At 43.8% G+C, this 20,560-nt stretch carries 17 protein-coding genes; 7 read left to right on the plus strand and 10 right to left on the minus strand.

Annotated features, from left to right (window positions below):
- Positions 1–267 precede the first annotated feature (267 nt).
- The 3 genes from OV592_RS07830 to OV592_RS07840 form a co-directional block, all read right to left on the minus strand.
- Entirely contained in the window at positions 268–717 is a 450-nt protein-coding gene (locus OV592_RS07830; protein ID WP_406610997.1) for a CBS domain-containing protein, read from the minus strand.
- A gap of 243 nt (positions 718–960) precedes the next feature.
- Positions 961–2,262 carry an anti-phage deoxyguanosine triphosphatase gene (locus OV592_RS07835; RefSeq protein ID WP_406610998.1) on the minus strand — a complete coding sequence of 434 codons (1,302 nt, stop codon included), beginning with the start codon at positions 2,260–2,262 and terminating at the stop codon, positions 961–963.
- Between the two features lie 309 nt (positions 2,263–2,571).
- Positions 2,572–3,792 carry a pyridoxal phosphate-dependent aminotransferase gene (locus OV592_RS07840; protein ID WP_016401732.1) on the minus strand — a complete coding sequence of 407 codons (1,221 nt, stop codon included), beginning with the start codon at positions 3,790–3,792 and terminating at the stop codon, positions 2,572–2,574.
- 169 nt (positions 3,793–3,961) lie between these two features.
- Between OV592_RS07840 and OV592_RS07845 the strand changes: the two genes are divergently transcribed.
- Complete coding sequence (locus OV592_RS07845) at positions 3,962–4,885, plus strand: LysR substrate-binding domain-containing protein (protein ID WP_406610999.1); 924 nt, start codon at positions 3,962–3,964, stop codon at positions 4,883–4,885.
- Positions 4,886–4,892: 7 nt separating this feature from the next.
- On the opposite strand, the gene OV592_RS07850 is transcribed toward OV592_RS07845, so the two are convergent.
- Entirely contained in the window at positions 4,893–5,243 is a 351-nt protein-coding gene (locus tag OV592_RS07850) for a DUF3802 family protein (protein WP_016401730.1), read from the minus strand.
- Positions 5,244–5,332: 89 nt separating this feature from the next.
- Positions 5,333–6,205, minus strand: coding sequence for a hypothetical protein (locus OV592_RS07855; protein ID WP_406611000.1), 873 nt, complete (start codon positions 6,203–6,205; stop codon positions 5,333–5,335).
- 342 nt (positions 6,206–6,547) lie between these two features.
- On the opposite strand from OV592_RS07855, the gene OV592_RS07860 reads away from it, so the two are divergent.
- Entirely contained in the window at positions 6,548–7,045 is a 498-nt protein-coding gene (locus OV592_RS07860) for a hypothetical protein (protein WP_406611001.1), read from the plus strand.
- A gap of 68 nt (positions 7,046–7,113) precedes the next feature.
- Here OV592_RS07860 and yfaE read toward each other — a convergent pair whose 3' ends face one another.
- From yfaE to ubiG, 5 genes are all read right to left on the minus strand, one after another.
- The gene (gene yfaE, locus OV592_RS07865) at positions 7,114–7,401 is read right to left on the minus strand and encodes a class I ribonucleotide reductase maintenance protein YfaE (RefSeq protein ID WP_152781350.1); all 288 of its coding nucleotides are present in this window, start codon (positions 7,399–7,401) and stop codon (positions 7,114–7,116) included.
- Positions 7,401–8,531, minus strand: coding sequence for a class Ia ribonucleoside-diphosphate reductase subunit beta (gene nrdB / locus OV592_RS07870; protein WP_220720956.1), 1,131 nt, complete (start codon positions 8,529–8,531; stop codon positions 7,401–7,403). The genes yfaE and nrdB overlap by 1 nt, the downstream gene beginning before the upstream one ends.
- A gap of 50 nt (positions 8,532–8,581) precedes the next feature.
- The gene (gene nrdA, locus OV592_RS07875) at positions 8,582–10,867 is read right to left on the minus strand and encodes a class 1a ribonucleoside-diphosphate reductase subunit alpha (protein ID WP_406611002.1); all 2,286 of its coding nucleotides are present in this window, start codon (positions 10,865–10,867) and stop codon (positions 8,582–8,584) included.
- A gap of 290 nt (positions 10,868–11,157) precedes the next feature.
- A complete protein-coding gene (locus OV592_RS07880) occupies positions 11,158–11,832 on the minus strand; it encodes an HAD family hydrolase (protein ID WP_406611003.1) in 675 nt (224 codons plus the stop codon).
- Complete coding sequence (gene ubiG, locus OV592_RS07885; protein ID WP_016401724.1) at positions 11,832–12,554, minus strand: bifunctional 2-polyprenyl-6-hydroxyphenol methylase/3-demethylubiquinol 3-O-methyltransferase UbiG; 723 nt, start codon at positions 12,552–12,554, stop codon at positions 11,832–11,834. Before ubiG ends, OV592_RS07880 begins: the two co-directional genes overlap by 1 nt.
- Positions 12,555–12,759: 205 nt before the next feature.
- On the opposite strand from ubiG, the gene gyrA reads away from it, so the two are divergent.
- The 5 genes from gyrA (at position 12,760) to OV592_RS07910 (ending at position 20,462) form a co-directional block, all read left to right on the plus strand.
- Complete coding sequence (gene gyrA, locus OV592_RS07890) at positions 12,760–15,465, plus strand: DNA topoisomerase (ATP-hydrolyzing) subunit A (RefSeq protein ID WP_016401723.1); 2,706 nt, start codon at positions 12,760–12,762, stop codon at positions 15,463–15,465.
- A gap of 107 nt (positions 15,466–15,572) precedes the next feature.
- On the plus strand, positions 15,573–16,661 hold the full coding sequence (gene serC, locus OV592_RS07895) for a 3-phosphoserine/phosphohydroxythreonine transaminase (protein WP_016401722.1): 1,089 nt from the start codon (positions 15,573–15,575) through the stop codon (positions 16,659–16,661).
- A gap of 9 nt (positions 16,662–16,670) precedes the next feature.
- Complete coding sequence (hisC, locus tag OV592_RS07900; protein WP_406611004.1) at positions 16,671–17,780, plus strand: histidinol-phosphate transaminase; 1,110 nt, start codon at positions 16,671–16,673, stop codon at positions 17,778–17,780.
- A gap of 16 nt (positions 17,781–17,796) precedes the next feature.
- A complete protein-coding gene (gene aroA / locus OV592_RS07905) occupies positions 17,797–19,077 on the plus strand; it encodes a 3-phosphoshikimate 1-carboxyvinyltransferase (protein WP_406611005.1) in 1,281 nt (426 codons plus the stop codon).
- Positions 19,078–19,235: 158 nt separating this feature from the next.
- Positions 19,236–20,462: an EAL and HDOD domain-containing protein gene (locus OV592_RS07910; RefSeq protein ID WP_406611006.1), complete on the plus strand. Its 1,227-nt coding sequence runs from the start codon at positions 19,236–19,238 to the stop codon at positions 20,460–20,462.
- Positions 20,463–20,560: the final 98 nt, after the last annotated feature.

Genomic DNA, 20,560 nt, shown 5'->3' on the forward strand with positions numbered 1-20,560 from the left:
CAAAAAAACATAAGGAATGACTAATACGTGCTATCGCTAAGAGCACAATAGCAGGGGCGATTAGTGGCCCCATAAATCGACAAATTCAGTATCGGCTGAATGCGACGCCATAGGATGAGAGCGCCAAGCAATTTATGGATTAATCTTAGCGTGACAAAGCTCACAAAACAACCTGTTTTTGTAATTTTTTTACTAAAATATACAGGTTTTTTCTAATTTACTTAGCAGTGTGTCACGCTAATACTGAAATACTGTTGTAATATTACCTTATACGTCAGGGCTTAAAGGCTCTTGTTCTGCCAGCATTTCTAGCAATGATATTGCAACACCTACAAAGTCAGTATCGGTAATTATTCCGATCAGCTTCTTACCTTCTACCACTGGCAGGCAGCCAATGCGATGCCGTTCGATGTGCTTAGCGGCTTGTCCAACCCCTGCCGCTGCATCTACGGTATGCAACTTGGTCAACATAATGTGTTTGAGCATAATTTGCTGTTCATGTGCGCGGCGCTGAGCTTCGGAAGTTTTGCTAAGGTTGGATTCTTGTGCGGCTAGTAGGGTTCGCTCGCTCACTAAACCAATAAGGTGTTGCTGACTATCCACTATAGGGAGATGGCGAATTTTGTGTTCATTACACAGGCTAATAGCTTCTTCAAGCGTGGTCTGCTCAAAAGCAGTATGCGGGTTAGTGGTCATGATGTCGGCTACTTTAATCATAACGATACCTCTTGTTGTTTTCTCTCCTTTAAATTTAGTGTGTTAGCCAAAAAAGAGCTTGATGGAAATCAAGCTAATCAACGGCTTCGTAAACGGTTTATTAAAGTTGTTGTCTAGCTAGAAAAACTAACAAAAAATCGCTGTATTTTTTGCAAAATAAGCGATCTTCTGCTGCAAGTGTTACTAATGACATGCTAGATATACTGGGCGTGATGGCGCTATTTCAATTTGTCTAGGTTATTGCTAAAAAAGTGTTTGGAATAAACGGTTTGCATAGTCGTCTGTCATGCCCGCGATGTAGTCTGCAATCACCCTAGCTTGGCTTTTGTTGTCTTCACCTGCTTGCAACCAACGGCTGCGAGTATTGATGGGCAGTAAACGCTCTGGATCGCTGGCAAAAGCTTGAAATAACTCCATAACCACTTGCTGGCCTTTAAAGCGAACCATTTCTATCTCAGGTGTTTGAATCACATAGTGCAATACAAAACGTTTTAATACATCTAAGGCTTGCGCCATGGGAGGATCCATTTTAGCCTGATAGTCTAGCTGAAGTTCCTCAAATTTTGTTTGCGCTTGTAAGCTTATAGCGGTGATAAAACCGTTTACAAGGCTGCCAATAGCATCTTTTTGATCGTAGTGATGTCGGCTAAATAACTTCACCGACAGCCCGCCTATTTCATCTGCTAGCCAGCAATCCTTTATGTCGGCAATGGCCGACGCTACCTGTTCTTGCCAGTCGTGTCGGCTAACTATGCCCATCACAATGGCGTCTTCTAAATCATGGACGCCATAAGCAATGTCATCAGCTAGCTCCATTATCGAGCAATCTAGGGATTTGTAGTTACTTTTACGGTGATGTACGTCGCCTAGGCTGCGGCTACCAACAAAGGTGGTTCTATCAGCTTCGCTTAAGCTTTCAAGCACCCAGTTGTAAAGGTGCTTGTCATCATCATAAATACCTTTAGCTGGCGCCCAATCCGCTACTTTTAACTGACGAAAGCTTTTAGCTACTGGTGGTAGCGGGTTTCTTTGCAATTGGCTGAGCAGGCAGGGGTACTTCATTATGCCTAACAGGGTTCGCCGAGTAAGGTTCATACCATTTGCGCGAGTATACGGTTCAAGCTTGGTGAGAATTCGAAAAGTTTGTGCGTTGCCCTCAAAACCGCCGTCGTCACGCATCATGTAGTTGAGCGCCACCTCGCCGCCGTGGCCAAAGGGCGGATGGCCTATGTCATGAGCTAAGCAAAGGCTCTCGATAAGATTAAGCTCGGGCAATACGCAATTTTGTGGCTGATTGTTAGCGCTAATGTGGCCAACAATACCAGTACCAATTTGTGCCACTTCTAAGGAGTGGGTGAGGCGAGTACGGTAGAAATCATTGTTGCCTATGCTGAGGACTTGGGTTTTGTTTTGCAGGCGACGAAAGGCTGCTGAATGTAAAATTCGCGCTCTGTCTCGCTGCCAAACGCTGCGATGATCGTTACGTCGTTGGTTTTGCTCTTCGGCGTATCTTGCTGTTCCAGCTTGTTTGCTTAGTTCACTCATTGCACGCTCCCACATTGCTTAATACCAATCGTACTAAGTAACTGTTCATTCTATCTGGTTAAAATGTTCGATAACTGCGTTAGAATTTTTGATTGTAGAATAACTACTTATCGAAAAACTCTGCCTTATTCACGAGTATTTTTCCTGCGTTATTTCTGATCACTTACTTAATGTGATTGGTACAAGCTCTACACTACAACAGATTTTCTAAAAATAACATGACCTTAAGCTAATGCATCTGGCTGAATTAAACACAATAAAAAAGGGTGCTTAACGCACCCTTGTTTAGTTTTTGCATGTGAGCTGCGATTAGTCGGCTTGGCGATAACCATCTAAGAAAGTGGCGATGCGGCCAATCGCTTCACGTAATTCTTCTTCGCGAGGCAAAAATACAATGCGGAAGTGATCTGGTTTGGTCCAGTTGAAGCCAGTACCTTGAACTACCAAAATTTTCTCTTGTTGCAGTAAATCTAAGGCGAATTGTTGGTCGTCTTTAATGTTGAATTTCTTCACATCAAGTTTAGGGAACAAGTACATTGCTCCCTGCGGTTTTACACAACTTACACCGGGAATATCATTGAGTAATTGCCAGGCTAGATTGCGCTGCTCATACAAGCGACCCCCTGGTACGATTAACTCATTAATACTTTGGTAACCACCTAAGGCGGTTTGAATGGCATGCTGAACTGGCACATTGGCACACAAGCGCATTGAGGCCAACATGTCTAAACCATCTATGTAATCTTTAGCGCGATGTTTAGGTCCGCTTACCAGCATCCAGCCCGAGCGGAAACCACAGACTCGATAAGCCTTAGATAAACCGTTAAAAGTGAGGGTTAATACGTCGTCTGATAAAGTAGATAAAGGTACGTGCAGGGCTTCATCATAAATGACTTTCGAATAGATCTCGTCGGCAAATAAAATCAGATTATGCTGACGCGCTAATTCCACTAACTCTAGAAGCAACTCTTTACTATATACTGCACCAGTAGGGTTGTTAGGGTTAATTACCACTAAGCCTTTGGTACGAGGAGTAATTTTGCTGCGAATATCTTCAATGTCTGGGAACCAACCTGCTTGTTCATCACATTCGTAATGTACTGGGTTACCGCCAGATAGCGTTACAGCGGCTGTCCACAATGGGTAGTCGGGAGCTGGCACTAACATTTCATCGCCATTATTAAGTAGCGCTTGCATGGCCATTACGATTAGCTCACTCACACCGTTCCCTAAATAGATATCTTCTAGGGTAGTAGTGCGTAAGCCTTGCAATTGATAATGATGCATCACCGCTTTGCGGGCAGAGAATAAACCTTTTGAGTCACAGTAGCCTTGGGCGGTAGGTAGGTTATGAATAACATCTACCAGAATTTCTTCAGGGGCTTCAAAATTAAATTCGGCAGTGTTGCCAATATTTAATTTGATAACACGGTGGCCGTCTTCTTCGAGGCGTTTTGCTTGTTTCAGCACTGGACCACGAATGTCGTAACATACGTTGTCTAGCTTATGTGACTTCTCTATTTGATACATGATGATAATGGGTCCCTTTACAATAAACGTATTAACTTATTTTTTGCGGTAGCATGCAAGTGTTTAGGCAAGCTAATTGCGCTTTTTCAGGATTTTTTATTATGAAAGCGCAGAACCGCGTTAGATGGTGATAAACTGACGGCGCAACATAATTGACTACTGCGAGACTATGTTAGAACTCAAACACTTAAAAACCCTACAAGCCTTAAGAGAAACCGGCTCTTTGGTGGTAGCTGCGCAGCGTTTATGCTTAACCCAATCGGCTCTTTCGCATCAGCTTAAAGAGTTAGAGTCGCGCATTGGGGCGAAGCTGTTTGTGCGTAAAACCAAGCCTTTGCGTTTTACTATGGCAGGCTTACGGGTGTTAGAGTTAGCAGATAATGTGCTAGAGCAAGTTCAACATACCGAGCGCGAACTGGCCCGTTTAGTTGGTGGGCAAGCGGGACGTTTGCACCTAGCCATTGAGTGTCATAGTTGCTTTAACTGGTTGATGCCTGCTATCGATAATTACCGAGGTTTGTGGCCAGATGTTGAGTTAGATTTTAGCAGCGGCTTTAGTTTTGAACCTTTACCTGAACTTGCCCAAGGTCAGTTAGATTTAGTTATTACTTCAGACCCTCAGCCCTTTGAAGGCATTGTATTTTCGCCACTGTTCTCTTATCAGCCGACCCTAGCTTTAAGCCCTAGTCATCCTTTGGTAGACAAGCCGGTAATAGAAGCAGAAGATTTTGCCAATCAAGTGCTCATTTCTTACCCAGTAGATACTCATCGTTTAGATCTGTTTAATCTGTTTTTAGACCCAGCCGGCGTTGAACCCTTAGCAGTACGTAAAGTGGATATGACGATTATGATGATGCAGCTGGTAGCCAGTGGCCGCGGGGTAGCTGTATTGCCAAATTGGGCATTAACTGAATATGTAAATAAAGGCTACATTGTGACGCGTGAGCTAGGAGACGGGAAACTGTGGCAAAACTTATATGCGGCGCGTCATGAAAGTCATCAAGACAGCGCCTATATCGAAGCGTTTTTAGATATCGCCCGGGAGCATTGTTTTAGTCATCTTGATGGTATTAAAGCTATCGGTGATAAATAACCAAGGGCTAAATAGGATCGACTGCAATTAGTTGGTTATCAAACATGTTTTTGATTAAGCCAACAAACTCATCAATGAATTGCTGTTGCTGTTGGGTGGGACTAGACATCCACACGCCAGAGAGAACTTGTTCTAAGTCGTTAACTATTGCGTCTATCTCGCGAATCACGGTAAAGCGATGTTCACTGTCTAAATGCTCATGTTGACGACAAACTAGCATCACGCTTTCTGATAGTTGCTCAGAGACATAGTCGCAAATAGTTAAGGGATTTTGCTGAGCTTGCGTATGCTCAAACAGCGCTAAGTTATCTGTTAAAAATCCAATTAACTGAATGTAACCTTCACTATCAGTTACCATCGTGCATGTATCCTCTCTCAAAAGTATTAGCCCTAGTGTATAACGAATATGCTCGAATACAACATGCGCTAAGACACATTTGTTAACACTTATAAGGTTTGGGTTAGCTCCGCTGAGTGAATGTAAGCCTGCAAGCAGTTACTTGGCAAATATAAGCGTGGATTGGCACGGCGTAAGTCGCGCAAATGATAATCTAATAGGCGTTTATCTATTGGTGTATTGCTTTCGGTTTGTTGTAACCACTGTACCAAGCTTTGAGTATTTTGTTGGAAGCCCTGTTCTAAGCCAGCAATTTGTTGCTTGGTTTTAAGCATTTCTTCAACATTAAGCCGCGAGCGTTGCACCATATTTATTAGATAAGGCGTAAGTATACTCGCTTGCTTCATGTAGCTATCGTTCACTGGTATCGGTGATAACCTTAAGTTTTGTTGGCGCTCCAGCTGGCCGCAAATATGGTTGGCTTTAAGCAGCGCCACAGTTTGCTGAATAATTTGGTTGGTATCAAAACCTTCGCCATACATCTCATGAATGCCAGTGGCTAAATCGTGCTTAGCTAAACGTACTTTGTGAAAGGTGAGTTGCTCGCGGGTAAATAACCTAACTCGGCTAGGTGCTGCTGGTCGCGGCACAATAATCGCAATTTGATTTCGTTTTTGCTCAAAGTACAAATTGGCTATTGCATGTTGTTGCTCACTAATGCTGATGAGCTGGCCGCTAATTTGGCAGCCCACTGATTTAGGAACATCACCTAAATGGCTGGCACTTACGTATTGATGCGGGTAGTCGGGTAGTGCTTGAATTTGTCCTAGTTGGCGCTGCATAAAGTGAGTTGCGATAGCTGCGCGACATATCGCGTTTTCACCAATCGCAGGCGGATTCAATACCTTCCAGCCAATCAGCACAACGGTAAGCAGCAACAAGCTGCTACTAATTGCTATTAAGGGTTGACGCCGAATGATCATGTTGGCCTCACAAGACAAAGAAAAACACAGATAGTTAAGTTATCTGTTACTTGCCGAAAAACTAAAGAGATTATTGAAAGTATAGTCCACCAAAAGCGGACCGCAGGGGCAGTATTAACGAAAGCGATAATGTTTTTTTGAGTACACCTCGGACAATTAGTCATGCCTGGGGGAATGTAAACGCATTTACTGACGGGGTTTGAAAACAGACGGAATCTTAGTTACTTATCAATAAAGTGGAGTTTCACTCAATTGGGTTATTGAACGCTTTGTTCGGTGCTCTAGTATAGCATTCCATTTAAAATCTCTTGTCTAAAGCAGCTTATAGCTATTGGATTTATTATGCGTTTGGAATTGCCTCATAAAAGTTGGCAGAGAAAGACTCTTTTGGTACTGGTTTGTATGCTTATTGTGGGAATGCTACCGGAGTATAATGGTTTTTTTAGAAGTGATGATTCGTTTGAGAATACTAGTGAAATTTGTGGAACGGTGGAGTCATATTTTTATACTGGTTCTGGGAAAACATTCTCAGCTTGGTATCTGATTGTTGATAACGATGAAGGTAGATTTCAATTTAATGTTGACCGTCCTTTTATATTGCCATATATCCCTGACTTTAGAGAGCACATTGATTCGCCGATATGTATTGAATATATACCGATTCAATATAGCTCTCGAAGTAACAAATTTGTTGTTAATATTCTTTTTGATGGTAAAGAGTTACTAAACAAATCCTTAGTCAAAGAATATTATTTTACGCCGATAAGTCCTCTGTATCCGTTTTATCTTTTTGTTGTGTTTGTGTTGATTCTCGTTTTAACGGTACGGTTTGACGATTAGCCATGTGTGGCTAGCGGCCTTAAGATGAGTGGCTGCAGAATTAGCACTAATGGTTTAATAAAAAGGTGTTAGGCGATTTGGCGCTTGAACGGAGGTTGTTCGGCCAGCTCAACAGTGCCTTTGGGTTTGCTGCAACAGCTAAGGATTTGCCCTTTAGGAATGTTAGCTAAAGGCGTGTGGCTATATTCCACTTCGCCTTTTACTAGGGTAGTTCTGCAAGCGCCGCACACACCTTCGCGGCAATGATACTCCGGCGTAAAACCTGCTTGTTCATACGCTTCTAAGATGCTTTTGTGGTGGCTATCAACCACCACTTCTATTCCGCCTGCAATAACGCGGCCTTCTTTCTGAGACATTACAGCTCAAAGTCCTCGAAGTCGTCGATATCAATACTAGAGTCAATTTGCCCTACTAAGTAAGAGCTAATCTCTGCTTCTTGTGGTGCCACCTGCACGTTGTCTGATACCAACCAAGAGTTAATCCAAGGGATAGGGTTGCTGCGATCTTCAAAGCAAGGTAACAAGCCCACCGCTTGCATGCGTGTATTGGTAATGTATTCAACGTATTGGCAAAGAATGTCTTCATTTAACCCAATCATCGAGCCATCTTTGAATAGGTATTTTGCCCATTCTTTTTCTTGCTCTGCGGCATCGGTAAACATGCGCCATGCGTCTACTTCACACTCGGCAGCAATTTCGGCCATTTCTGGATCGTCTTTGCCTTCGCGCATTAGGTTAATCATGTGCTGAGTACCGGTTAAATGCAGTGCTTCGTCACGGGCAATTAGCTTAATGATTTTGGCGTTACCTTCCATTAACTCGCGCTCTGCAAAGGCAAATGAACAGGCAAAGCTTACGTAGAAACGAATCGCTTCAAGTACGTTCACCGACATTAAGCAAAGATATAGCTTTTTCTTAAGCTCTCGCACGGTGATGTTATGAACAACACCATCAACCTCATGCTCTCCTTCACCATGCAGGTGGTAAATAGAGGTGGCTTGAATCAGATCGTCGTAGTAACCGGCAATGTCGTTAGCGCGTTTGATGATCTCTTCATTTTCCATGATGTCATCAAATACTTCACCAGGATTGCCCATTACATTACGAATAATGTGGGTGTATGAGCGAGAGTGAATGGTTTCACTAAAGGCCCAAGTTTCAATCCAGGTTTCTAACTCTGGCAAACTAACTAGTGGCAATAAAGCTACGTTAGGCGAGCGGCCTTGAATGCTATCAAGCAGTGTTTGGTATTTAAGGTTACTAATAAAAATATGCTGTTCGTGAGCCGGCAGCTTGTTGTAGTCAATGCGGTCACGGCTTACGTCTACTTCTTCTGGTCGCCAGAAGAAAGACAGTTGTTTTTCGATTAGTTTTTCAAAAATCTCATGACGCTGTTGGTCATAACGGGCCACGTTTACAGGCTGACCAAAGAACATGGGTTCTTTGGTAGCATCGTTGGCATTTTGAGTAAAAATTGAGTAGCTCATCTACATTTTTCCTAAAAATTTCTTAATGCGCTTTAGCGCGTAAACTTGGCTTAAATCTTACATGCTCCGCCAGCGCAATCATCATCTTCTGGCTCTGGCTTCAGGTCATCTTGTTGGTCGCTAGCACCGTCACGGGTATTATGGTAGTACAGCGTTTTAACCCCATATTTGTAGGCGGTTAGCAAGTCGGCAATTAATGCTTTCATTGGTACGCGGTTACCTTCATAACGGCTTGGGTCGTAGTTAGTGTTGGCCGAGATACTTTGGTCAACAAACTTCTGCATTAGGCCAACTAGCTGTAAGTAACCTTCGTTGCTAGGAATGTCCCACAGCAATTCGTAGTTGTCTTTAAGTGCTTCAAACTCTGGCACTACTTGTTTCAAAATACCGTCTTTACTGGCCTTAACGCTAATAAAACCGCGAGGTGGCTCAATACCGTTAGTGGCATTTGAAATTTGACTAGAAGTCTCTGACGGCATTAAGGCAGACAGCGTTGAGTTACGTAAACCGTGGGTAGTAATCTCTTCGCGAAGCTCTTCCCAGTCGTAATGCAAAGGCTCATCGCTAAGCTTGTCTAACGACTGTTTGTAAGTATCGATAGGCAATATACCTTTCGAGTAGGTCGTCTCGTTAAACATTGGGCAAGCGCCTTGCTCTTTGGCTAAGCGCATAGAGGCCTTAAGCAACCAGTATTGAATTGCTTCAAAGGTGCGGTGAGTCAGGTTGTTGGCACTGCCATCGCTGTACTTAGTGCCATTTTTAGCAAGGTAGTAGGCGTAGTTGATAACACCTATTCCTAAGGTACGACGGCCATCAGAGCCCTTCTTAGCGGCTTTGATTGGATAGTCTTGATAATCTAGCAGGCTATCTAGAGCACGAACAGCAAGGTCAGACAGCTCTTCTAATTCATTTAAGTCTTCAATAGCGCCTAAGTTAAAGGCCGAAAGCGTACAAAGGGCAATTTCGCCATTTTCATCATGTACGTGTTGTAGCGGCTTAGTTGGTAAGGCAATTTCTAAGCAAAGGTTAGATTGGCGAACCGGTGCTTGTGCTGGGTCAAATGGGCTGTGAGTATTACAGTGGTCTACGTTTTGAATGTAGATCCGACCCGTTGAGGCGCGCTCTTGCATTAGCAACGAGAACAAGTCTACAGCCTTAATTTGCTCTTTACGGATGCTTGGGTCTTGCTCGTATTTTACATACAAGCTTTCAAACTTGTCTTGGTCTTCAAAGAAGGCATCGTAAAGCCCAGGAGCATCACTTGGCGAGAATAGGGTGATGTTTTCACCTTTTACCAAGCGTTGGTACATCAGTTTGTTAAGCTGCACACCGTAGTCCATGTGACGAACTCGGTTATCGTCTACACCACGGTTGTTTTTAAGAACTAAAAGTGATTCTACTTCTAAGTGCCAAAACGGATAGAAAATAGTGGCTGCACCTCCGCGAACGCCGCCTTGCGAGCAACATTTAACCGCTGTTTGGAAATACTTATAAAACGGAATACAACCCGTGTGGAAGGCTTCACCACCGCGAATTTCACTGCCTAAGGCGCGAATACGACCTGCGTTAATACCAATGCCCGCACGTTGAGAAACGTAAGTTACAATTGAAGAAGCAGTGGCATTAATTGATTCTAAGCTGTCGCCACACTCAATCAATACACAAGAGCTAAACTGGCGAGTTGGGGTACGCACACCCGACATGATTGGCGTAGGTAAAGAGATCTTAAATTTAGACGTCGCATCATAAAAGCGACGAATGTAATCAAGACGAACCGATTTGTCGTAGTGAGCAAATAAACATGCTGCTACCAAAATATACAAGAACTGGGCACTCTCGAAAATCTCACCTGTAACGCGGTTTTGTACTAGGTATTTTCCTTCAAGTTGCTTAACTGCGCCGTATGAGAAGTCCATGTCGCGCCAATGGTCGATAAAGTCGTCCATTTGGGCAAATTCTTCAGGGCTGTAGTCTTTAAGCAAATGCATGTCGTAGCGGCCAGCTTCACACTGTTTTACTACGTGGTCGTAAAGCTTAGGTGGTTCAAATTGACCATAGGCTTTTTTGCGTAAATGGAATACTGCTAAGCGAGCGGCCAAAAATTGGTAATCTGGCGTTTCTTGAGAAATTAAATCTGCCGCAGCCTTAATAATGGTTTCATGAATATCTTTAGTGGCCATGCCATCGTAGAACTGGATATGAGACTTAAGTTCTACCTGCGATACCGAGACATTTTTAAGGCCTTTAGCGGCCCAAGTTATCACTCGGTGAATCTTGTCTAAGTTGATCGCTTCTTGTTTACCGCTGCGTTTGGTTATCAGAAGATCTTTATTCATGAAGGGGAGGCCCTGTTATCCTAATTTCGCTACTGCTGATCTAGTACTGCTATTTTTCCTTAGCCACTAGATATAGTGTTTTCAAATTTTATGGATACAAGATAATGAGGTTTTGGCTTTTTCGCAAGTCTTGGCAAAGTTGAAGATATTGTGTATAACTTGCAAATAACTCGGCTATGTTAGTAGTTACTAACTAGCTATCTATATAAGCTGACTAAGCTTGCATTAATGCAAGTTTTTTTTCGTAAAATTTTACTCAAAAAATTTATTTTTATAAAACTTGAACTTGCTTACAAATCGCCCAGCCAGTCGATTATTGTTTGTTCGAGCTGTTCACTTTTTTGGCAGTGAATATTTGCAGCCCATTGCTCAACTTCGTCTTCTTCAGAGAGATAACCCCAAAGGGCCAATAGAGTAGTCATATTGGTATTATTGCCCGCCTGAATATCGCGCTCAGCATCGCCCACATATAAGCAGTTCTCAGGCTTAACCTTTATGATTTGGCAAGCCAAAAGCATGGGTGTAGGGTCGGGCTTACGTAGTGGCAGAGTATCACCGCCAACCAATACGCCAGACTGTTCAAACTCGGGGAAGAAGCGAAGTAACTGCTTACTTAAACCCTCGGGTTTATTAGTAATTACACCCCAAGGAATCTGGTGTTGGTTAAGCCATTGTAAAGCTTGTTTAATTCCGGGGAAAAAATCGGTGCCTTGGCAGATGTTTTGCTCGTAGTAGTCAAGTAATTGTTGGCGTAATTCAGCTTGGGGCTGTTGCTCCCAAAGGCTGCCAAAGCCAGCTTTTAGCAAACCGATAGCGCCGTGAGAGCTAAGCTGACGCGCTTGGGCTAAGCTGAGTGGCGCCTGTTGGTGTTGCTCTAGCACATAGTTAGCAGCAGCGCCTAAGTCTGGTGCAGTGTCAAGTAAGGTACCATCAAGGTCGAACAGTACCGCCGCTTGCTTATTCATTATTGCTCCGGTTTAGCTAATTGCACCATGTAGTTAACATCTACGTTTCGACTTAAGCGAAAGCTTTCAATAATAGGGGTAAATTGCACACCACTAATGGCTTCGCTACGTAAGTTGCTTTGGTCGGCCCATGCTAGTAGCTCCGAAGGGCGGATGAATTTGTCATGTTGGTGAGTGCCATCGGGAACAATTTTTAGTAACTTCTCGGCAGCCAGAATCATATAAAGGTAGGCTTTTGGCGTTCGGTTAATGGTAGAGACAAATACTTTACCGCCGGGTTTAACCATGCTGGCACAAGCGGCAATCACTGAGCCTGGGTCCGGTACGTGTTCTATCATCTCCATGCAGGTTACTACATCGTAGTGCGCCTGATGGGCTTCGGCATGCGCTTCTGCGGTGGTTTGCAAGTAGTTAAGTTGGCTACCGGTTTCTAAAGCATGTAGTTTGGCGACTTCAATTTGTTCTTTGCCCATATCAATAGCAGTAACGTCGGCACCGCGTACTGCCATGCTTTCGGCTAAAATGCCGCCACCGCAGCCTACATCAAGTACTTTTTTGCCAAATAAGCCTGCCGCGCCGCGCTCAATATAATCTAAACGCAGTGGATTGATTTGGTGAAGGGTTTTGAATTCCCCTTGTTTATCCCACCAACGTGAGGCTAAGCCTGCAAAATGTGCAATTTCTTGATGGTCAACATTTTCGTTGCTTTGAGGGTGTTCCATAAACTTGTCAATCCACGTCAGTATTTGTAGGCATTATAAGAACTTGTTCATTGCAGTCACTAGCTTTTGTTCAATTCTTGAGTTTTTTCATTTTTCTAACTGAAAAGAGCGACATCAAGCCTGTTAAGGCCGTTATTTTATGGTAAAGTTTGCGATTACGCTGAGTAATTGTAAAAAGCAATAAAAACGAAGGATTTTGTCGTCTATGAGCGATCTTGCAAAAGAGATTACGCCGGTCAATATTGAGGATGAGCTAAAGAGCTCATATCTTGATTACGCCATGAGCGTTATTGTGGGGCGCGCCTTGCCAGATGTACGTGATGGTTTAAAACCAGTACATCGCCGGGTGCTTTACGCAATGAATGTTTTGGGTAACGACTGGAATAAACCCTATAAAAAATCTGCCCGTGTGGTAGGTGACGTAATTGGTAAATATCACCCGCATGGTGATAGTGCTGTTTACGATACGATTGTTCGCATGGCGCAGCCATTTTCGCTGCGTTACATGTTGGTAGACGGTCAAGGTAACTTTGGTTCGGTGGACGGCGATTCTGCGGCGGCCATGCGTTATACCGAAATCCGTATGGATAAGTTAGCCCACTCTTTACTGGCCGACTTAGAAAAAGAAACCGTAGACTTCGTACCTAACTACGATGGTACAGAGCAAATCCCTGAAGTACTGCCAACTCGAGTTCCTAACCTATTGGTTAATGGTTCTTCTGGTATTGCGGTAGGTATGGCGACCAACATTCCACCACACAACTTAACCGAAGTGGTTAACGGTTGTTTGGCAATGATTGAAAACCCAGACATCACTATTGATGAGCTGATGGAATTTATTCCAGCGCCAGATTTTCCAACCGCCGGTATCATTAACGGCCGCGCTGGTGTTATTCAAGCTTACCGAACCGGTCGTGGCAAAGTTTCTATTCGTGCTAAAGCCGAAGTGGTTACCGAGAAAAACGGTAAAGAAACCATTATTGTTCACGAGATCCCTTACCAGGTGAACAAAGCTCGTTTAATCGAGAAGATGGCCGAGCTGGTTAAAGATAAAAAACTAGAAGGTATTTCTGCTCTACGTGATGAGTCTGATAAAGACGGTATGCGTATTGTGGTCGAGCTTAAGCGTGATGCAGTGGGTGAAGTTGTACTAAACAACTTGTACTCACAAACGCAAATGCAGGTATCTTTTGGTATGAATATGGTGGCCTTGGATAACGGCCAGCCTAAGATATTCAACCTGCAAGAAATGATCGAGTGTTTCATTCGCCACCGCCGCGAAGTGGTTACACGTCGTACCGTATTTGAATTGCGCAAAGCGCGCGATCGCGCCCACATCCTTGAAGGCTTAGCCATTGCGTTAGCTAATATCGATGAGATTATTGAGCTAATCAAAACCTCACCAACGCCTGCTGAAGCAAAAGCTGCATTAGTGGCTAAAGGTTGGGATTTAGGCGCAGTATCAGCAATGTTAGAGCGTGCTGGTGATGACGCGGCTCGCCCAGATTGGTTAGAAGCTGAATTTGGTATTCGTGATGGCCAATACTTCATCACACCAATTCAAGCTCAAGCAATTCTAGACTTACGTTTACACAAGTTAACCGGTCTAGAACATGAAAAAATCATTGGCGAATACAAAGACCTGTTGGAACTTATCGCCGAATTACTGCACATTTTAAATAGCCCTGAGCGTTTGATGGAAGTAATTCGTGACGAACTTATCGAAGTGCGTGAGCAGTTTGGTGATGAGCGTCGCACCGAGATTTCTGCCAACAGTGCTGATATTTCTCTAGAAGACTTAATTAACGAAGAAGACGTGGTAGTAACCCTATCTCACGAAGGCTACGTTAAGTACCAGCCGTTGACAGAGTACGAATCTCAGCGCCGTGGTGGTAAAGGTAAAGCAGCAACTAAGATGAAGAATGAAGATTTCATCGAGAAATTGCTGGTTGCCAATACTCACGACACCGTACTGTGTTTCTCAACGGTGGGTAAAGTTTACTGGATGAAGGTTTACCAGCTGCCGCTGGCGAGTCGCCAAGCACGTGGTAAGCCAATTGTTAACTTACTTCCGTTAACCGAAGATGAGCGCATCACTGCTATCTTGCCGGTACGTGAGTACGAAGAAGACAAGTTCATCTTGTTTGCTACCGCTAACGGTACGGTTAAGAAAACACCGCTAACAGCATTTAAACGTCCGCTATCAAGTGGTATTCGTGCTATTAACCTTAATGATGATGACAAACTAATTGGCGTAGATATTACCAACGGTAATAACGAAATCATGCTGTTCTCTGATGCAGGTAAAGTGGTTCGCTTTAACGAGAAGCAACGTGATAGTGAAACGGGCGCAGTGAAGCTAGACCCAGAAACTGGCGAAGAGCTATTAGCATTGCGTCCAATGGGTCGTACCGCTGCTGGTGTTCGAGGTATTTCACTTGATGCTGGCCAGAAAGTGGTATCGTTGATTGTGCCAACCGGTGACGGTGATATTCTTACCGCTACAGAAAATGGTTACGGTAAGCGTACCAAGCTTGATGAGTACCCAGCTAAGAGCCGTGCAACTAAAGGTGTTGTTTCTATTAAGGTGAGTGAGCGTAACGGCCTAGTGGTTGGTGCGGTTCAGGTAACCGAAGCGCAAGAAATGATGCTAATTACTAACGGTGGCACCTTGGTGCGTACTCGAGTAAATGAAGTATCTCTAGTGGGTCGTAATACTCAAGGTGTTACTTTAATCCGTACTTCTGAAGATGAGAAAGTGGTAGGCCTTCAGCGTATCGATGAAATTGAAGAAGACGAGTTAGAAGAGCTAGCCGAAGGCGAGCAGGCGGCTGAGGTAAGTGATGCAGCACCAAGCGAGGATGCACCAAGTGCAGACGATGCTGGTGAGGCAGAGCCCGATCAGCAGTAAGCTAAAAATATAAAAACAACGGGCGGCTTTTAGCCGCTCGTTTTAGTTTAAAAAGATTATATGAACCACTTAAGTGGTCGCACACAACATAGAGTAAGAGATGTAGCATGGACAAAATCTATAACTTTTGTGCTGGTCCTGCGATGTTACCTGAAGCGGTAATGAAGCAGGCGCAAGCCGAGTTTTGTAACTGGCAAGGTCTAGGTGTATCGGTGATGGAAGTTAGTCACCGTGGTAAAGAATATATCGCTATGGCCGCCGAGGCCGAGCAAGATCTCCGCGATTTATTAAATATTCCAGATAACTACAAAGTGCTGTTTTGCCAAGGTGGTGGACGTGGTCAATTTGCTGCGGCGCCGCTAAACCTGTTGGGTGATAAAAAGTCAATCAGCTTTATTACTACTGGCCAGTGGTCTAAAGGTGCAGTAGCTGAGGGTGAAAAGCACGCCCAAGCGAGTGTATTTGACGCGCTAAGTAGCAATGAACAAGGACAAATCAGCGTAAAGCCAAGCGCTGAGTGGCAATTAGATAAAGACGCTGCTTATGTTCATTACTGCCCAAATGAAACCATCGAGGGCATTGCCATTGATGACATCCCCGATGTGGGAGACATGGTATTAGTCGGCGACTTCTCTTCAACGATTTTGTCGCAACCTATTGATGTGAGTAAGTTCGGTTTAATTTACGCTGGTGCGCAAAAGAATATTGGCCCTTCGGGTTTAGCGATTGCTATTGTGCGTGACGATTTACTCGATAACGCTCACCCATTAACACCAAATATCTTTAACTACAGCTTATTAGCGGGCAGTGATTCCATGTTTAATACCCCGCCTACCTATTCATGGTATTTAGCTGGCTTGGTGTTTAAATGGTTAAAGCAACAGGGTGGATTAACTGCAATGGCTGAGAAAAATGCAGCTAAAGCCGAGTTACTTTACTCATACATTGATAGTAGTGATTTCTACCAGAATAACGTTGCTCCTGAAAACCGTTCTAAAATGAATGTGCCTTTTCAGTTAGCGAATAGCGAGCTGGATGCCGCCTTTCTAGCCGAGTCTGCAGCCGCTGGATTGGTGACTTTAAAAGGTCACCGAATTGTTGGTGGGATGCGTGCAAGTATTTACAATGCAATGCCAATTGAAGGCGTGCAAGCCTTAGTAGACTTTATGGCTGACTTTGCCCAGCGTAATCGCTAAGGAATTTTCATGACGTGTGATTTTCATGCTTTAGCCAATCAAGGCATACAAGGTTTACACCCTTATCAAGCAGGTAAACCGACCGACGAGCTAGAACGTGAGTTGGGCATTAGTAACATTGTTAAGCTTGCCTCTAACGAAAACCCTCTGGGCATGAGCCCACTGGCCTTGGCTGCAATTGAAAAAGCCACCAGTGAACTAACTCGTTATCCAGATTCAAATGGCTTTTATTTAAAACAAGCGCTGGCTGATAAATACAGTTTGGCTGCTGAGCAATTTACCTTAGGCAATGGCTCAAATGATGTACTGGACTTAATTGCTAGAGTATTTGTGAGCAGCGAGCACGAAGTGGTGTTCTCACAACATGCTTTTGTTGTTTACCCAATTGTGACGCAAGCAATAGGCGCAAAAGCAGTAGTTGTTCCAGCCAAAGACTGGGGTCACGATTTAGAAGCCATGGCTGAAGCGATTACTGATAAGACCCGTTTGGTGTTTATCGCTAATCCTAATAACCCAACAGGTACTTTTCTTAGCAGTGACGCACTATATGGCTTTATGCAGAAGGTGCCAGAAAATGTAGTGGTGGTTTTAGACGAGGCTTATTACGAGTACTTGTCTGAAGACGAGCAGGCTCCTTCAACAAGCTGGTTAGCGCAGTTTAGCAACCTAGTGATTACTCGCACCTTTTCTAAGGCTTATGGTTTAGCTGGCTTGCGCGTTGGTTACGCTATTTCTAGCCCAGAGATTGCAGATTTACTAAACCGTTTACGTCAGCCGTTTAACGTGAATAGCCTTAGCTTGGTGGCGGCAGTGGCGGCGCTAAAAGATCAGCAATATTTACAGCAAAGTATCGCGTTGAATCAGCAAGGTTTGCTGCTGTTAAGCCAGTTCTTTAAGCAAAATACTATTAGCTATATTCCTTCAAAAGGGAATTTTATTAGCTTTTTAGCGCCAAGTGGCGATGCTCAAGAGCTTTATCAGCAGTTACTCCATAAAGGCGTGATAGTTAGGCCGGTGGGCCCATATCAGATGCCTGGTTATCTGCGTGTAAGCATCGGTACCGAACAAGAAAACCAAACTTTTATTAAAGCTTTAAGCCAGCTAATTGGCTCAAATTAAGTAGAGATTTCGATTCATGGAACAATTAACTTTACAGCCTATTTCTCGTATTAACGGTGAAATTAATTTACCTGGCTCAAAAAGCGTATCAAATCGTGCATTGTTATTAGCAGCACTGGCTGAAGGCGAGACCGTATTAAGTAACCTGCTCGACAGCGACGACATTCGTCACATGCTAAATGCACTTAAAAAGCTTGGTGTAGATTATCAGCTTTCTGAAGATCGCAGCCGCTGCACAGTGACTGGTTTAGGCAGAGCTTTTAAGGTCGCTCAAGCCGAAGAATTATTCTTAGGCAATGCTGGAACGGCAATGCGTCCTTTGTGTGCCGCACTATGTTTGAGCCAAGGTGAGTTTACCTTAACCGGTGAACCGCGCATGGAAGAGCGCCCAATTGGTGCCTTAGTTGATGCCTTACGCCAAGTGGGAGCCGACGTAACTTACTTAAAGAATGAAAACTACCCTCCTTTAAGTATTAAAGGCACTGGCTTAGCTGGTGGCAAGGTCGACATCGACGGTTCTGTATCTAGTCAGTTCTTAACGGCCTTTTTAATGGCTGCACCGTATGCCCAGCAAGACACTGAAATTAGTATTGTTGGTGAGCTAGTATCAAAGCCTTATATTGATATCACCCTTAAGATGATGGCTGCCTTCGGTGTTGAAGTTGAAAACGATAACTACCAACGCTTTATCGTTAAAGGTCAGCAAACCTATCAAGGAGCTGGCGAGTTTTTGGTTGAAGGTGATGCGTCTTCGGCTTCTTACTTCCTTGCCGCTGGTGCAATTAAAGGCGGTGAAGTAAAAGTGACTGGCGTAGGCAAAAAGTCTATGCAGGGCGATGTATTATTTGCTGATGTATTGGCTGCAATGGGTGCCGATATAGAGTGGGGCGACGATTACATTATCGCTCGTAGCGGTGAGCTAAGCGCAGTAGATATGGACATGAACCACATCCCTGATGCTGCGATGACTATTGCTACCACTGCATTGTTTGCCAAAGGCACTACCGCCATTCGCAATGTATATAACTGGCGAGTAAAAGAAACCGACCGATTAGCTGCTATGGCCACCGAGCTTAAAAAAGTGGGAGCAACAGTAACTGAAGGGCACGACTTTATCGAAGTTACTCCTCCTGCGAGCTTAAATCACGCGGCGATTGATACCTACGACGACCACCGTATGGCAATGTGTTTTTCTTTGGTTGCCTTAAGCGATACACCAGTAACAATTAACGATCCAAAGTGTACTTCTAAAACATTTCCTGATTATTTTGAGCGCTTGCAGCAACTTAGCGAATAAAACTATCGAAATGTGTTGGTAACTTAGTTAGTCTTAAAAGAGTCACTTTTGTGACTCTTTTTTTACGTCCGTACTTTGGCTCAAGCAAAAAGTTTGAGCTTATTAATATAAAGGCAAAAAGCCACATCATAAAGTACGGCAGAAACGGTAACTGGACTATGAATGTTTATACTGCGCGGCAGGCGATCCTCGATCGCCGGCAGCGGGTAGTAGCCTATGAGCTACTTTTTAGGGATGGACCAGACAATGTCTTTCCCGACATTGATCCACATGAAGCAACCTCCAAGCTGATTATCCGTACTCAGCTAAATGACGGCTTGAATGCGATTACTCAAGGCAAACCAGCCTTAATCAATTTCCCTGAAGAAAGCCTTCATTCTGAAATGATAAAGTTGCTACCCAATAAGCAGGTAGTGATAGAAATTTTAGAAGATGTCAAACCCAGCGAGAAGCTATATAAGCGTTGTCAGTCCTTGTTTCATCGTGGTTATAGATTGGCTTTTGACGACTTCGTTTATCGGCCTGAATGGGAGCCTTACTTAAAGTTTGTTCGGCTTATAAAGGTTGATATACAGCGTACGCCGTTTGATCAACTAGAACCGCTATTTAGGGCCGTAAAATCGCGTAAAAACATCAAATTATTGGCCGAAAAGGTAGAAACGCAAGCGGAATATCAACAAGCGAAAGAAATGGGCTTTAACTTCTTTCAAGGTTACTACTTTTGTCAGCCTGAAATGCAAGTGTCTAAAGACATTGATGCTAGCTATTTGATGATATCCCGCTTGTTCTATGCCGCGACTCGTGAAGACGTAAACATTAATGAAGTAGTGCGCTATTTTGAACGTGATACGGGATTAACCTACAAGCTACTGCGTTTTGTTAATTCTGGAAGTTTGCCAATTGTCGAAGACATCGCGTCAATTAAGCAAGCCGTGGTGTATATCGGCAATAATCAGTTGCGAAAGTTGGTGGCATTGTTAGCCAATGCCATGACCGTAAGCCACAAGCCGCGTGAGCTGGTGCGTATGTCGGTGCATCGGGCTAGGTTCTGTGAACTAGTGGCGATGCGCAAATCGCCGAGCATGCAAGAAACGGCATTTCTATGTGGATTGTTTTCCTTGCTTGATGCCATTTTAGATAAACCTCTAACAGATGTTCTGTATAGCTTACCGCTCGATCAAGACATTCGTGACGCCTTGTGTTCTGAGCAGCCGTCGATGCTGAGAGCTATGTTACTAACTATAAAATCTTATGAGGAAGGGCACTGGTATAAAACTGAGCGTTTAGCTGAACAACTGCGCATGGACTACACCCAAGTAGAGCAGTTAAATCTTCAAGCGCTGCTTTGGAGTGAGCAATATCAGTCGTTGATTGGGCAAAATTGAGCTAGCTCAATATATGATTTTGCTTACTTTCTTGAAAATTGTGACTCAAGAGCTTAATAAACTAAGTTTTAGTGAATTAAGTTGCACTCAGGTCAACT

The sequence above is a fragment of the Agarivorans sp. JK6 genome (assembly GCF_045277145.1).
Classification (GTDB): Bacteria; Pseudomonadota; Gammaproteobacteria; order Enterobacterales; family Celerinatantimonadaceae; genus Agarivorans; species Agarivorans albus.

What these genes read in the sequence shown, in the direction of transcription:
- OV592_RS07830 (WP_406610997.1), bottom strand. Translation starts at nt 717, where the DNA reads ATGATTAAAGTAGCCGACATCATGACCACTAACCCGCATACTGCTTTT.
- OV592_RS07835 (WP_406610998.1), bottom strand. Translation starts at nt 2,262, where the DNA reads ATGAGTGAACTAAGCAAACAAGCTGGAACAGCAAGATACGCCGAAGAG.
- OV592_RS07840 (WP_016401732.1), bottom strand. Translation starts at nt 3,792, where the DNA reads ATGTATCAAATAGAGAAGTCACATAAGCTAGACAACGTATGTTACGAC.
- OV592_RS07845 (WP_406610999.1), top strand. Translation starts at nt 3,962, where the DNA reads ATGTTAGAACTCAAACACTTAAAAACCCTACAAGCCTTAAGAGAAACC.
- OV592_RS07850 (WP_016401730.1), bottom strand. Translation starts at nt 5,243, where the DNA reads ATGGTAACTGATAGTGAAGGTTACATTCAGTTAATTGGATTTTTAACA.
- OV592_RS07855 (WP_406611000.1), bottom strand. Translation starts at nt 6,205, where the DNA reads ATGATCATTCGGCGTCAACCCTTAATAGCAATTAGTAGCAGCTTGTTG.
- OV592_RS07860 (WP_406611001.1), top strand. Translation starts at nt 6,548, where the DNA reads ATGCGTTTGGAATTGCCTCATAAAAGTTGGCAGAGAAAGACTCTTTTG.
- yfaE (WP_152781350.1), bottom strand. Translation starts at nt 7,401, where the DNA reads ATGTCTCAGAAAGAAGGCCGCGTTATTGCAGGCGGAATAGAAGTGGTG.
- nrdB (WP_220720956.1), bottom strand. Translation starts at nt 8,531, where the DNA reads ATGAGCTACTCAATTTTTACTCAAAATGCCAACGATGCTACCAAAGAA.
- nrdA (WP_406611002.1), bottom strand. Translation starts at nt 10,867, where the DNA reads ATGAATAAAGATCTTCTGATAACCAAACGCAGCGGTAAACAAGAAGCG.
- OV592_RS07880 (WP_406611003.1), bottom strand. Translation starts at nt 11,832, where the DNA reads ATGAATAAGCAAGCGGCGGTACTGTTCGACCTTGATGGTACCTTACTT.
- ubiG (WP_016401724.1), bottom strand. Translation starts at nt 12,554, where the DNA reads ATGGAACACCCTCAAAGCAACGAAAATGTTGACCATCAAGAAATTGCA.
- gyrA (WP_016401723.1), top strand. Translation starts at nt 12,760, where the DNA reads ATGAGCGATCTTGCAAAAGAGATTACGCCGGTCAATATTGAGGATGAG.
- serC (WP_016401722.1), top strand. Translation starts at nt 15,573, where the DNA reads ATGGACAAAATCTATAACTTTTGTGCTGGTCCTGCGATGTTACCTGAA.
- hisC (WP_406611004.1), top strand. Translation starts at nt 16,671, where the DNA reads ATGACGTGTGATTTTCATGCTTTAGCCAATCAAGGCATACAAGGTTTA.
- aroA (WP_406611005.1), top strand. Translation starts at nt 17,797, where the DNA reads ATGGAACAATTAACTTTACAGCCTATTTCTCGTATTAACGGTGAAATT.
- OV592_RS07910 (WP_406611006.1), top strand. Translation starts at nt 19,236, where the DNA reads ATGAATGTTTATACTGCGCGGCAGGCGATCCTCGATCGCCGGCAGCGG.